The 13,944-nt window shown below is 34.8% G+C and carries 11 protein-coding genes; 10 read left to right on the top strand and 1 reads right to left on the bottom strand.

Annotated elements, in window-relative coordinates; genetic code table 11:
- Window positions 1–17: 17 nt before the first annotated feature.
- On the bottom strand, window positions 18–1,478 hold the full coding sequence (locus PGOND44_RS01785; RefSeq protein ID WP_003435539.1) for a hypothetical protein: 1,461 nt from the start codon (window positions 1,476–1,478) through the stop codon (window positions 18–20).
- A 93-nt stretch (window positions 1,479–1,571) separates the two neighbouring features.
- Between PGOND44_RS01785 and PGOND44_RS01790 the strand changes: the two genes are divergently transcribed.
- From PGOND44_RS01790 to ilvN, 10 genes are all read left to right on the top strand, one after another.
- A complete protein-coding gene (locus tag PGOND44_RS01790; protein WP_081606503.1) occupies window positions 1,572–2,348 on the top strand; it encodes an MBL fold metallo-hydrolase in 777 nt (258 codons plus the stop codon).
- Window positions 2,348–2,497 (top strand): hypothetical protein, encoded by a 150-nt coding sequence (locus tag PGOND44_RS15500; protein ID WP_155943781.1) that lies wholly within the window; start codon window positions 2,348–2,350, stop codon window positions 2,495–2,497. Before PGOND44_RS01790 ends, PGOND44_RS15500 begins: the two co-directional genes overlap by 1 nt.
- A gap of 63 nt (window positions 2,498–2,560) precedes the next feature.
- A complete protein-coding gene (locus tag PGOND44_RS01795) occupies window positions 2,561–3,673 on the top strand; it encodes a PQQ-dependent sugar dehydrogenase (RefSeq protein ID WP_003435541.1) in 1,113 nt (370 codons plus the stop codon).
- Window positions 3,674–3,675: 2 nt separating this feature from the next.
- Window positions 3,676–4,125, top strand: coding sequence for a c-type cytochrome (locus PGOND44_RS01800; RefSeq protein WP_003435542.1), 450 nt, complete (start codon window positions 3,676–3,678; stop codon window positions 4,123–4,125).
- A gap of 662 nt (window positions 4,126–4,787) precedes the next feature.
- Window positions 4,788–7,235 (top strand): bifunctional aspartate kinase/homoserine dehydrogenase I, encoded by a 2,448-nt coding sequence (gene thrA / locus PGOND44_RS01805; protein WP_003435543.1) that lies wholly within the window; start codon window positions 4,788–4,790, stop codon window positions 7,233–7,235.
- A 53-nt stretch (window positions 7,236–7,288) separates the two neighbouring features.
- Window positions 7,289–8,218, top strand: coding sequence for a homoserine kinase (locus PGOND44_RS01810; protein WP_003435545.1), 930 nt, complete (start codon window positions 7,289–7,291; stop codon window positions 8,216–8,218).
- Between the two features lie 23 nt (window positions 8,219–8,241).
- A complete protein-coding gene (thrC, locus tag PGOND44_RS01815; protein WP_003435546.1) occupies window positions 8,242–9,534 on the top strand; it encodes a threonine synthase in 1,293 nt (430 codons plus the stop codon).
- Between the two features lie 437 nt (window positions 9,535–9,971).
- Window positions 9,972–11,648 carry a dihydroxy-acid dehydratase gene (gene ilvD, locus PGOND44_RS01820; protein ID WP_003435547.1) on the top strand — a complete coding sequence of 559 codons (1,677 nt, stop codon included), beginning with the start codon at window positions 9,972–9,974 and terminating at the stop codon, window positions 11,646–11,648.
- A gap of 33 nt (window positions 11,649–11,681) precedes the next feature.
- Entirely contained in the window at window positions 11,682–13,415 is a 1,734-nt protein-coding gene (gene ilvB / locus PGOND44_RS01825; RefSeq protein WP_003435548.1) for a biosynthetic-type acetolactate synthase large subunit, read from the top strand.
- 1 nt (window position 13,416) lies between these two features.
- Entirely contained in the window at window positions 13,417–13,938 is a 522-nt protein-coding gene (gene ilvN, locus PGOND44_RS01830) for an acetolactate synthase small subunit (RefSeq protein WP_003435549.1), read from the top strand.
- Window positions 13,939–13,944: the final 6 nt, after the last annotated feature.

The following is a 13,944-nucleotide window of genomic DNA, read 5'->3' on the forward strand; positions in this document are numbered from 1 at the left end:
AGAATTCAAAAAAGATTTTAAAAGCCTACTTTTTCAGAAGTCTTCTTATATTCTCTTTGAAATAGCTGTTGTTCTTCGATCATTTTAGCGGTTTTTTCAGGTAAAGCTTCCTGCCAACCATTTTCACCGTTTGAGATTTTCTGGAGAATATCCCTAGAAAATATACTTAAAATATCCTTGTCATAATTTTCAATATCAACAACTCTTCCGTTATGCTTAAAGAATTTATATAGCTCTTTCATACGAGGATGAACTTTTAAGTTGTCACTATTAGTCACTTTTTCTGTATTTGGATCTTTATAAGGATATAAATAAACCCTCAAATCTTTAAAAAATAACTTGCCAAAAGCTTCAAGGATTCCTCCGCTTAAGTGCCTGTAATACTTTTCATCAAAAACATCGATAAGGTTATTTACACCCATAGCAAGCCCCATTCTTTCTTTGGTATAGTTAGAAAAGTATTCTACAAGTTTATAATACTCTTGAAAGTTTGAAATCATAACTGTATGGCCTAGTGAGCAAAGGAGTTTCGCTCTATCCATAAAGTCCTCTTCGTTTATCTCTCCTTCAGATCTCAAGTTGGATAAGGTAATTTCAAATACGGCTTGGATATTTTCTTTTTTAACTTTCTTTTCCTTTTCAAACAGTTCCAGAGCGGTATCATAAATATCCATATTCACTTTAGTTACAGGCCTAAAGCTGCCTCTTAGGGCTAAGATATTTTTTTTATATAATGCTTTAGCGGGTAATATATTATTACCATCTGGCGCAAACATAACCGCTTCTGTCATACCATTTTTTACCAATTGTAAACTCATTAACCTATTATCCACTTCTTTGAAAACAGGTCCTGAAAAATTTATAGTATCAATTTCTATCTGATCTTTATGTAAGTGGTCATAAAGTTCATTAAGGATTTGTTTGGGATTATTATGGGCATAGTAAGCTGCATATATGAGATTCGTTCCTAAAGTTCCCAGTGTGTTTTGCTGTAATCTAGCGTCGTTTTCTTTAAAACGAATGTGCAAGGCTATTTTGTTATATTCAGATTTAGGCTTCAATTGGTATTTAATTCCAACCCACCCATGGCCTTTATAGCGCTTTGCAAAATCTATTGTAGCAACTGTATTCGCGTAGGTGAAAAATAATTTATTAGGGTGTTTACTTCTGTGAATTCGTTCTTCAATCAGATTAGTCTCATGATCTAGCATCTTTTGAAGTCTGCTTTCTGTCACGTAGCGTCTATCTACTTCAATACCATAGATAGCATCGCTAAAATCCTTATCGTAGGCGCTCATGGTCTTTGCTATGGTTCCTGACGAGCCTCCAGCACGAAAAAAATTCCTTACGGTTTCTTGGCCAGCACCAATTTCAGCAAAAGTTCCGTAAATATTTTCGTTGAGATTTATTCTTAATGATTTGTCTTTGATGGAAAGTGCACTTTCAAAGTCTTTGTCACCCATTATTGTAATAGACATAAGCTGAAGTTTTATGAAGTCTTAAACAGTTTTTAAACTCAGAACAAAAGTAGGTAATACTCTTATCTTAAGAAAAAAAAACTATAGTTTTGTATGAAAAATAACGTTTTGAAGGTAACATTTTTAGGGACGGGAACTTCTCAGGGAGTTCCTATAATAGGTAGTGATCATCCAGTGTGTTTAAGTAAAAACCCAAAAGACAAGCGCTTAAGGGTTTCAGTGCTTCTAGAATGGGAAGATTTTTCTTATGTAATAGATTGTGGGCCAGACTTTAGGCAACAAATGCTGGTCAATAATGTGCAAAAAATAGACGGTATTTTATTTACTCACGAACATAACGACCACGTTATAGGTCTTGATGACATAAGACCCTTTTATTTTAGGCAAGGAAATATTTCAATTTATTCTCATAAAAGAGTTCTAGAGAGTTTAAAACAAAGGTTTCAATATGTATTCGAAACCGAAAACAAATACCCAGGTGCACCAACTTTAGACACCACGATTATTGATGATTTGCCCTTTTTAATAGGGAATAAAGAAGTTATTCCTATGAATGTTTACCACCCAGAACTTCAAGTCTATGGGTTTAGAGTTGGTGATTTCGCTTATGTGACAGACGCCAAGATCATTCCAGATATAGAATTAGAAAAACTTAAAGGTGTAAAAACTTTAGTGTTGAATGCTTTAAGAAAAGAGGAACACAGATCCCACTTAAATTTGAATCAAGCTTTGGATGTGGTTGATTATTTGAAACCTGAAAGAGCTTACTTCACCCATATAAGTCACCACATGGGATTTCATGATGATGTTCAAAATGAATTACCAGAAGGTGTTTTTCTGGCATACGATAACTTAAAAATTGAAGTATAATGGCTAAAAATATCTACTTATATCTTTTTGTGCTATCCGCACTCATTGCGGTTTTTTTATATATAAATAGCAAACGGATAATTGATGATCAAGAAAAAACGATCAATGAGCTTCAAACAAAAATTGAAAACCTAGAAGCAAAACAATAAATTTTTCCTAATTAAGTGTGAAATAGAGATCTATTTTCGAAATTCGATTTAAAATTTTAAATGATGAATATAAAGGCATTGACTCTTGGATTGTTGAGTATTAGCTTTATGGCTTGCGCTCAGAACGATAATACGATTGATACTTTGGAAGAAGACTACTCTCACGAAGTTATTATTGACAATATTGAAATACCATGGGGACTAGATTTTTTTGAAGATGGAAGCTTTTTAGCAACTTCAAAAGAGGGTCAAATTTATTATCACAAAAACGGAACAACCACTAAAGTTGCCGATGTGCCAAATGTATATAACAGAGGGCAAGGTGGATTAATGGACGTGAAAATCCACCCAGATTATCCACAAAAGCCTTGGATATATTTTACACATGCATCTACCCAAGGTGATGAAGATGGAGGCCATACAGCACTTGTAAAAGCTGACTTTATTGATGGAAAGCTCTCTAATATGGAGACCCTTTATAAAGCATCACCAAACACAACAAAAGGCCAGCATTTTGGTAGCAGATTGGAGTTTGATAAGGATGGATACTTATACATGTCTATTGGAGAAAGAGGAGAGAGAGAAGTAAATCCTCAAGACATCAGCAGAGATGCAGGTAAAATCTATAGATTTAACGATGATGGTTCTGTTCCTGAGGATAATCCCTTTTATACCGACGGAAATGCCAAAAAAGCTATTTACTCTTATGGTCACAGAAACCCTCAGGGTATGGAAATACATCCAGAGTCTGGTGAAATATGGGTTCATGAACACGGACCAAGAGGTGGAGATGAGATCAATATCATCAAAAAAGGAGCGAATTATGGTTGGCCTGTGATCAGTTATGGAATCAATTATAACGGGACCGAGTTTACAGACCAAACTTCGCAACCAGGTATGGAACAGCCATTTTATTATTGGGTTCCTTCCATTGCTCCTAGTGGAATGACCTTTGTCACTTCAGATAAATATCCAGAATTGAAAGGTAATATCCTAGCCGGCTCACTCAAGTTTCAATACTTAGAACATTTAGTTATCAATGAGAATGGGGTTCAGAAAAGAGAAAAACTTTTAAATAAAGTTGGTCGAGTGAGAAGTGTAAAACAAGGCACAGATGGTTTTATTTATGTCGGTATAGAAGGAGTTGGTGTCGTTAAAATGCTTCCTAAATCTTAAGTATGAAATATCTGTTTGTACTATTCTTTATCGCCTATAATTCATATAACACTGGACTTGAATTTGAATCTGAAAATTCTTCTGGCTATTTCCCTATTACTCAGGAAAAAGATCTAAAACAAAGCATCAAAGATGGTCAAGGGGTGTATTCAGGCTTTTGCATGCGTTGCCACTTATCTGAAGGAGAGGGCGTTGAAGGGATATATCCACCTTTAGCAAATTCAAATTGGTTAGCAGAAAAAAGAATGGAAAGCATTAAGTCCGTCAAATACGGACTTAATGGTGAAATAGAAGTTAATGGAAAGACGTACAATAACAATATGACCTCCATGGGGCTTACCGATAGAGAAGTTGCCGATGTTATGAATTATATAATGAACAGCTTTGGTAATGAAGACAGAGATCTTTCTCAAGTCACTTTGAAAGAAGTTTCAAAGCTTAGTAAAGATTAGTTTACTCCTTATTAACTTTCTTAACTTTAACTGAAAAGTTTAAGTTTAAATTTTTATTTTGTAGATCAAGAATTTTAAGAATATACTCTACGAATCTTAAAAGAGGCTTACTACAGAATAATTGGTGATAAATGTAGGTTTAGAGTGCTCCTAACACATTATTTTCTTTATATCTCAAATTTTATAAACTCCTCTTTTGTCATTATTAGAGGAGTTTTTTTATTTTGATAAAAATATCGCTTTCAGATTCTATTAAAACAAATCTATTTTTATACCAATTTAAACGTATAATGTCGCAAAAATCGTTTTACCGATACGAATTCGGCACAGGCTTTTTTCGTTTGTTTTTATCAAAAATAATTACCGTAACAGAGGTTATGCTAATTATTTTTCAACTTCAATCAATCAAAAAACTTGTGCTGAGCTATGTCGTAGTATAATCCAGTTTATTTATACGATACAATAAATTTAATCTGGTATTACAGATTTATTAATTAAAACGAGTTCCTTTAATTTATTTTTAGCTAAACGGTGTTTTTGTTTAGAATCATTTAAATTCAACGAAAAGAGCTATAGAATCTTTTACTTCAAAATAAATTAACCGTCATTTGTAAATGGTTTTAACTAAAAATTTGTAGCTCAATAACGAAAAAATGTCGGTCATGGATGTATTAAAATTTGGAGGGTCATCAGTATGTAACTCAGAAAACATAACTAAGGTTATGGATATTCTAGAAAGTTATTCAAAAAAAGGAAAAGTGATCTGTGTGGTTTCTGCTATAGGCGGTATCACAGATAAACTGCTTAATTCTGGTTTATTGGCTTTAAATAAAAATGAAGACTATATTACTGAATTTGAAGCTATAAAAAATATCCATTTTAAAATTCTTTCAGAATTAATTCCATCTGGTAATGAAATAGCTCAAGATTATTTATCAAGTGAATTAAATTACTTGAAAAATCTTTTGGATGGGATTTTTCTGATCAATGAATTAACGCCTAAAACGTCTGATAAGCTGGTGAGTTTCGGAGAATTAATGTCTTCATTTATTATTACAGAAGCCATTAAGGCAAGAGGTATTGACGCTGTAAGAAAAAACAGTCAGGAACTTATTGTGACCAATTCTATGTTTACAAAAGCAGATGTTAATTACTTAGTAACCAACAAAAACATTCAAGACTATTTTCAAGAAAGTCATAGGCTAACAATTCTTCCAGGGTTTGTTTCAAAATCTAATATTGGAGAAATAACGACTCTTGGTCGGGGAGGATCAGATTTTACAGCCTCCATTATTGCTGCGGCTCTTAGAGTAAAACAATTAGAAATCTGGACAGATGTTAGCGGGATGTATACAGCTAATCCTAAGCTTGTGAAACAAGCTTCTCCTATAGAAGTCTTGTCTTATCAGGAAGCCATGGAGTTATCTCATTTTGGGGCTAAGGTTTTGTTCCCACCTACAATACAACCAGCTTTGAACTCAGAAATACCAATTTTAATTAAAAATACGTTGAAGCCCAACGATAAAGGGACTTTAATTAAAACTCAAGGCAACTTAGGTCCTAGATCTAATGTAGTGAGTGGAATAACAAGCGTAGATAATATTGCTTTGCTTACGCTCCAAGGTAATGGAATGATTGGCATTCCAGGCTTTTCTAAACGTTTGTTTGAAGTTCTAGCTCTTGAAAAAATTAATATTATATTTATTACTCAGGCTTCCTCCGAGCATTCTATTTGTTTCGGAATTTCAGAATATGATACAGAGCTTGCAGCCACAGCTGTAAATGAGGAATTTGAATATGAAATTTCAAAACGAAAAATTAAACCTGTAACTGTCGAAAAAGACTTGTCAATTGTCGCTGTGGTTGGGGATAATATGAAAAACCATCAAGGGATAAGCGGAAAAATGTTTAGTGCTTTAGGAAAGAACAATATTAATGTTAGAGCAATAGCTCAAGGAGCTTCTGAAAAAAATATATCTGCAGTAATCTTTAAAAAAGACGTCAAGAAGGCTTTGAATTCTCTTCATGAAACTTTTTTTGAAGTTAAAACCAAACAGCTTAATGTCTTTATTACTGGTGTAGGAAATGTTGGAGAGCGATTGTTGTCTCAGATTCATCAACAACGCAAATTCTTAAAAAAAGAATTACATATTAATTTAAGAGTTATAGGAATTTCGAATTCTAAAAAAATGGTTTTTGATGACGATGGCATTCCACTAGAAAACTGGAAAGAATTGCTTTCGTCTGGCGAACCATCATCTCTTCATAGTTTTTTAAAGAAAACTACTTTATTGAATAAACGAAACAGTATTTTTATAGATATTACAGCAAGTGAACCTGTTTCCAACATGTATGCAGAGTATTTAAAACGAAGTATTTCTGTAGTTGCTTGTAATAAAATTGCTTGCTCTAGTGATTACAAAAACTATCAAAACCTTAAATATCTATCTAAAAAATATAATGCTTCATTTCTGTTTGAAACCAATGTTGGAGCAGGTTTACCTATAATTGATACGCTAAACAATTTAGTGGCTTCTGGAGATAAAATAACATCTATAGAAGCTGTTTTATCTGGAAGTTTAAACTTCGTTTTTAACAACTTCAACAGTTCAACAAAATTTCATGACGTCGTGAAGCAAGCTCAGGCCGAAGGCTTTACAGAACCAGATCCTAGAATAGATTTAAGTGGTGTAGATGTCGCTAGAAAGATACTTATCCTGGCAAGGGAAAGTGGCTATGAAATGAATCTAGACGATATTGCTAACGAATCTTTCTTGACTCAAGCCAATCTAAAAAGCGACAGTGTGGATGATTTTTATAATACACTTATCGAAGATGAAAAGCATTTTCAAGACCTATTCGATTCTGCTCAAGCGAATGACTCCCAATTGAAATATGTTGCACAATTTAACCAAGGAAAAGCTTATGTATCTTTAAAAGAGATTCCTCAAGGTCATCCTTTTTACAACTTAGAAGGGAAAGATAACATTGTTATGTTTTATTCTCAGCGATATCCAGAACAGCCTATCCTTGTAAAAGGAGCTGGTGCTGGAGCAGAGGTTACAGCGTCTGGACTCTTTGCAGATATCATAAGAGTAAGCAATAGATAAATTGAATTAAAGAAGAGTAAATTTTTTTGATAACCTAATAAAATAGAGTGGTTTTGAATAAAGAAATACGCATATTTTCTCCAGGTACAGTCTCTAATGTATCCTGTGGGTTCGATGTTTTGGGGTTCTGCTTAGATACTGTTGGTGACGATATGGTCGTGAGAATATCTTCAGAAAAAGGGATCCGAATAACAAAGATTGAAGGTTTTGATTTGCCTTTTGAAACACATAAAAATGTAGCTGGAGTCTCTGCACAAGCTCTTATCGATGATTTAAAACCAGACTGTGGTTTTGAAATTGAAATCTATAAATTCATAAAACCAGGTAGCGGAATAGGGAGTAGTGCTGCAAGTGCTGCAGGTAGCGTATTTGCTATTAACGAACTCATGGGAAGACCTTACACCAAAACAGAATTGACTCGTTTTGCAATGAAAGGTGAAGCCTTAGCAAGTCAAAGTGAACATGCTGATAATCTAGCCCCAGCCATTTTTGGCGGCTTTACATTGGTAAAAAGTCTTTGTCCTTTAGAGATTTTAGAGCTTCCAATCCCAGATGAGCTTTATGCTACAATTATACATCCTCAAATTGAAATTAAAACTGCTGAAGCCAGAGCTATTTTACCAAAATCTGTTCCATTGCAAGATGCTATTGCACAGTGGTCAAACTTAGGGAGTTTGGTCCATGCTTTACATAATGGAGATTATGAACTTTTGCAGCGTTCTCTTCATGATACCATTGGAGAGCCTTACCGCAGTAAACTTATTCCTCATTTTGAAGATATAAAATTAGCCACCTTAGCTTCAGGAGCTCTTGGAATTGGTATTTCTGGTTCTGGACCTTCAATTTTTGCTTTATCCAAAGGGGAAAAAACAGCAAAAGCAGTGGAACATGCTATGCGCAAAGTATATACCAAAACTAGTTTTCAATTCGAAACTTACGTTTCCAAAATCAACTCAAAAGGCATTAAGATCATAGAGGCATAAGTTTTTATAAAAAATATACTAGAATGAATTTTTATTCACTTAACCAACAAGCACCAGAAGTAAGTTTTAAAGAAGCAGTCATCAAAGGACTAGCTTCAGATAAAGGCTTATATTTTCCAACCTCAATAAAACCCTTGCCAGATTCATTTTTCAAATCCATAGGTGATTTATCTTATGAAGAGATTGCTTTTGAAGCTATTCAGCAATTCGTTGCACCAGAAATTTCAAATGATGAATTAAAACGAATTATTTCTGAAACTCTTTGTTTCGATTTCCCCGTAGTTACTTTAAATAAAAATATATCTTCTCTAGAGTTATTTCATGGTCCAACCATGGCTTTTAAAGATGTTGGCGCAAGGTTTATGTCCAGATGTCTTCGGCTTTTTCATTCTGAACAAAAAAATGATATAACGGTTTTGGTGGCTACCTCTGGTGATACTGGAGGAGCAGTTGCTAATGGTTTTATTGGAGTCGAAGGGGTTAAGGTCGTCATACTTTACCCAAAGGGTAAAGTGAGTAAAGTACAAGAAAAACAACTCACTACTTTGGGACAAAATATTACAGCACTGGAAGTCGATGGTTTTTTTGATGATTGTCAGGATATGGTAAAGAAAGCATTTTTAGATCATCAAATCACAGATCACATTCAACTCACTTCGGCTAATTCCATCAACGTGGCGCGTTGGTTGCCTCAGATGTTCTACTTTTTCTTTGCTTACAAACAGCTTTATAAAAATCATAAAAAAATTGTCTTTTCTGTACCTAGCGGTAATTTTGGAAATATTTGTGCTGGATTTATGGCGCAAAAATTAGGCTTGCCTATTCATCATTTTATTGCTGCCAACAACAGTAATCAAGTTGTTACAAACTACTTAGAAACCGAAAATTACCAGCCAAAACCTACAGTACCAACCATTAGTAATGCTATGGATGTTGGTAATCCTAGTAATTTTATTAGAATTCAGGAACTATTCAAAAACGAGTTTAGCAATCTCAAGGCCCACTTGTCTTCGAGTAGCTTTTCAGATGGCTCTACTATAGAAGGGATCAAAGAGCTTTATAAAGAGTATAACTATATAGCAGATCCACATGGAGCTATTGGTTTTTTAGCTGCAAAAGAGTATCAACAAAAACATCCTGATACCCACTGTGTGTTTTTAGAGACCGCTCATCCTAGCAAATTTTTGGAGACTGTAGAAAAAGCTATTCAAACGAAAGTAGAGTTACCACAACAAATAAAAGCTGTGATTGACAAAGAGAAAAAGTCCATCCAAATCTCTACTTACGATGAACTCAAATCGATTTTACTCAACTAAAGGAGTTGAGTTTTTTGCAGATTATATTTTCTTCTGAATTTACCCCTGATACGATTAATGATGCACTACTTATGTTAATCATTTAGTTCACATTTTCCAATAACTCGGCTAGTCGATAGCACTGAAGTTTGAGAGAATACAAATAACATAGTGTCTATTTATGAACAGCATTTAATGCCTGTAGAAGGAGTTTTCTACCCCGCTTCAAAAGCTATGAAATCACTTCAAAATCATATTCAGGGATAAATGATCTGGTTGTGTTCAAAAGAAATTTAAAAATATAAAGAGTTGAGTATTCCAATATGAATTAATTAAATGTCTGTATGTTAATGTTTTATGTTTGTTTCTTGGTGATTGAATTTAACAAACACTTTCATTTTAAAAGAGTCATCATCTCTTAAAAATTTAAATTCGATTTTTAAAATGAAACAGGCACAATGGAACTAAATAAATATAGCAAAACTGTTACTCAAGATCCTACTCAACCAGCTGCTCAAGCTATGCTGCATGCTATAGGTTTAACCAAAGAAGATTTTTTTAAGCCTATCATAGGTATTGCTAGTACTGGATACGAAGGGAATCCTTGTAATATGCATCTAAATGATCTCGCTAAACTTGCTAAACAGGGGACAGCAAATGAAGACATTATAGGTTTAATATTTAATACCATAGGGGTGAGTGATGGAATTTCTATGGGCACACCAGGAATGCGCTACTCTCTACCTTCCAGGGATATCATCGCAGACTCTATGGAAACTGTTGTTCAAGCTATGAGTTATGATGGTTTAATTACTGTCGTAGGCTGCGATAAAAACATGCCCGGTGCCTTAATAGCTATGATTCGACTCAATAGACCTTGTATTATGATCTATGGAGGTACCATCGATTCTGGTTGTCATAATGGAAAAAAATTGGACGTGGTTTCCGCTTTTGAAGCCTGGGGAAGTAAAGTGGCTGGAACCATGCCAGAAGAGGAATACCAAAGCATTATAGAAAAAGCTTGTCCTGGTGCTGGTGCTTGTGGAGGGATGTACACCGCTAATACGATGGCCTCTTCTATAGAAGCTTTAGGAATGACTTTACCTTTTAATTCTTCGAATCCAGCACTAAGTCCAGAAAAAAAACAAGAGTCTATTAAAGCAGGTGAAGCTATGAGAGTTTTATTGGAAAAAGACATCAAACCTTCAGATATAATTACAAGAAAATCTTTAGAAAACGCTATACGGTTAATTACAATTTTGGGAGGATCTACAAATGCTGTTTTACATTTTCTAGCTATTGCTAGAGCCGCCGAAATTGATTTCACTTTAAGTGACTTTCAAGCTATTAGTGATAATACTCCTTTTTTAGCAGACATAAAACCTAGTGGTAAGTACCTCATGGAAGATTTACACGAGGTAGGTGGAATTCCAGCAGTTTTAAAATATTTACTTAAAAAAGGACTTCTTCATGGGGATTGCTTAACCGTCACAGGAAAAACTTTGGCAGAAAATTTACTAGATGAAGAGGATCTTACAGCAGGTCAGCAGGTCATAAAATCAATAGAAAGCCCCATTAAGATTTCAGGACATCTAAGAATGCTCTTCGGGAATTTAGCTGAAGATGGCAGCGTTGCTAAAATCACAGGGAAAGAAGGTTTAAAATTTCGAGGTAAGGCAAAAGTTTTTGAAGGTGAATACAAGGCTAATGATGGAATTAGAGATGGAAAAGTTCAAAAAGGAGATGTAGTGGTTATTCGTTATGAAGGCCCTAAGGGAGGTCCAGGCATGCCAGAAATGTTGAAACCTACTGCTGCAATAATGGGAGCAGGCCTAGGCAAAGATGTCGCTTTGATTACCGATGGAAGATTCTCTGGAGGAACTCATGGTTTCGTAGTTGGGCATATCACTCCAGAAGCTCAAGAAGGCGGTACAATTGCCCTTGTTGAAGAAGGGGATTATATCACTATTGATGCCGAAACAAACAGTATCAATTTAGAGGTATCTGATGAGGAACTCACTAAAAGGAAAAAAAATTGGAAGGCACCAGATTTAAAATTCAAACGAGGTGTTCTTTATAAATATGCAAGAATGGTCAATTCTGCATCAAAAGGTTGCGTGACAGACGAATTTTAAGAATAGTAAAAGAAGAAGAAAAAATCGGCAAGGATGGAAGAAAGCTATACCGTTGAAAAAAACGAAAAAGTAATCACTAAAGAAAGGATTTCTGGTAGTGAGGCATTGATGAAATGTTTGATGGCAGAAGGAGTTGATACGTTATATGGTTATCCTGGCGGTGCTATAATGCCTGTTTATGATCAACTTTACAAATATCAAGATCGAATTCACCATGTCATGGCTCGCCACGAACAAGGAGCGACTCATGCTGCTCAAGGCTATTCCAGAATTTCTGGTAAAGTAGGAGTAGTCATAGCAACATCAGGCCCAGGAGCGACAAATTTGGTAACTGGTATTGCAGATGCTCAAATAGATTCTACTCCTTTGGTTTGCATTACGGGTCAAGTGTCTTCTCACTTATTAGGAAGTGATGCTTTTCAAGAAACAGATATTATAGGGATTTCTACACCTGTTACCAAATGGAATCACCAAATCACAAAAGCTGAGGATATCCCTAAAGTTCTTGCTAAAGCTTTTTTCATTGCTAAAAGCGGAAGACCAGGTCCTGTTTTAATCGATATCACTAAAGATGCTCAGTTTGAAGAGTTTGATTTTTCTTATCAAAAATGTATAGGTATACGAAGTTATAAGCCTGTTCCTGTTGTGAATAAAAAACAAATTGAAGTAGCGGCAGCACTAATAAATTCTGCAAAGCAGCCGCTTATTGTCTGGGGTCAAGGGGTTATTTTGAGTAAAGCTGAAGACATTTTTAAAGCCATAGTTGAAAAATCAGGTATTCCAGCAGCTTGGACTATCCTAGGAGCTTCCGCCTTGCCTACTTCTCATCCCTTGAATGTTGGTATGGTTGGAATGCATGGTAATTATGCTCCCAATATGCTCACAAACGAATGTGATGTTCTTATTGCTATTGGCATGAGATTCGATGATAGAGTCACTGGAAATTTGGATTCTTATGCCAAACAAGCCAAAGTCATTCATTTTGAAATTGATCCTGCTGAAATCGATAAAAACGTTACTGTAGATATTGCAATTCTTGGCGATGCTAAGGATAGTTTGACTCAGTTGTTACCTTATTTGGAAGATAAAACCTATCCCGATTGGCATCAGAAATTCAAAGATTTATATGCTATTGAATATGATAAAGTTATCAAGAATGATCTTCATCCTACAAAAGAAGGTCTTACTATGGGTGAAGTTATTAATCAGATCAATCTCGAGACAAAAGGTAATGCTGCTATTGTAAGTGATGTAGGGCAACATCAAATGATTGCTTGCCGATATACAAACTTTAATATTACAAAAAGTAATATTACTTCCGGGGGATTAGGAACTATGGGTTTTGCTCTTCCAGCTGCCATTGGAGCTAAAATGGCTGCACCAGAGCGCGATGTCATTGCAATTATTGGTGATGGAGGTTATCAAATGACTATTCAAGAATTAGGAACTGTGTTTCAACAGAGAATACCCCTAAAAATAGTGGTCTTGAACAATGAGTTTTTGGGTATGGTAAGGCAATGGCAACAGTTGTTTTTTGACAAACGATATGCCTCTACAGAAATGACAAATCCAGACTTCGTAGCTATTGCTAAAGGGTATTATATAGATGCTCAAAAAGTGACAAAGCGGTCAGAATTAAAATTGGCTGTTCAAGAAATGATGGCAAGTGATGGTCCTTACTTCTTGGAAGTTTGTGTTGAAAAAGAAGGTAATGTATTTCCAATGATACCCTCAGGAGCGAGTGTTTCAGAAATAAGATTAGAATAATATGTGCGAAAATAAAATTTATACCGTTTCGATTTACTCCGAAAATAACATCGGATTGCTAAATAGAATATCCGCTATTTTTCAACGAAGACACATCAATATTGAAAGTATTAATACGTCGTCTTCTGAAATTGAAGATATTGCAAAATGGACTATTGTTGTAGAATTGTCCGAAGATCGAATGAAGAAGATCATTGGACAAATAGAAAAACAAGTAGAAGTGATTAAGGCTTACTATCATAAAGAAGATGAGATCATTTACCAAGAATCGTGTTTGTTCAAAATAAAATCAGAATTGCTTTTTGAAGAACGACAAATTCAAAACATCATCAAAGACAGCAATGCTAGTATAGTCCACGTAAACCGAGAGTTTTTTGTTTTAGAAAAATCGGGGAGAACAGAGGATATCGAATTATTTCATAGAGAATTAAAAGCCTTTGGAATCATGCAATTTACTCGATCTGGACGCATAGCGGTAACCAAAGATGAAATGGAAATAAGTAAAATGCTTAGAGCATTCTAAAATTAA

The sequence above is a fragment of the Psychroflexus gondwanensis ACAM 44 genome (assembly GCF_000355905.1).
GTDB lineage: Bacteria > Bacteroidota > Bacteroidia > Flavobacteriales > Flavobacteriaceae > Psychroflexus > Psychroflexus gondwanensis.

Bases quoted from the DNA above. Each gene is read 5' to 3' on its own strand.
- PGOND44_RS01785 (WP_003435539.1), bottom strand. From the start codon at position 1,478: ATGTCTATTACAATAATGGGTGACAAAGACTTTGAAAGTGCACTTTCC.
- PGOND44_RS01790 (WP_081606503.1), top strand. From the start codon at position 1,572: ATGAAAAATAACGTTTTGAAGGTAACATTTTTAGGGACGGGAACTTCT.
- PGOND44_RS15500 (WP_155943781.1), top strand. From the start codon at position 2,348: ATGGCTAAAAATATCTACTTATATCTTTTTGTGCTATCCGCACTCATT.
- PGOND44_RS01795 (WP_003435541.1), top strand. From the start codon at position 2,561: ATGAATATAAAGGCATTGACTCTTGGATTGTTGAGTATTAGCTTTATG.
- PGOND44_RS01800 (WP_003435542.1), top strand. From the start codon at position 3,676: ATGAAATATCTGTTTGTACTATTCTTTATCGCCTATAATTCATATAAC.
- thrA (WP_003435543.1), top strand. From the start codon at position 4,788: ATGGATGTATTAAAATTTGGAGGGTCATCAGTATGTAACTCAGAAAAC.
- thrC (WP_003435546.1), top strand. From the start codon at position 8,242: ATGAATTTTTATTCACTTAACCAACAAGCACCAGAAGTAAGTTTTAAA.
- ilvD (WP_003435547.1), top strand. From the start codon at position 9,972: ATGGAACTAAATAAATATAGCAAAACTGTTACTCAAGATCCTACTCAA.
- ilvB (WP_003435548.1), top strand. From the start codon at position 11,682: ATGGAAGAAAGCTATACCGTTGAAAAAAACGAAAAAGTAATCACTAAA.
- ilvN (WP_003435549.1), top strand. From the start codon at position 13,417: ATGTGCGAAAATAAAATTTATACCGTTTCGATTTACTCCGAAAATAAC.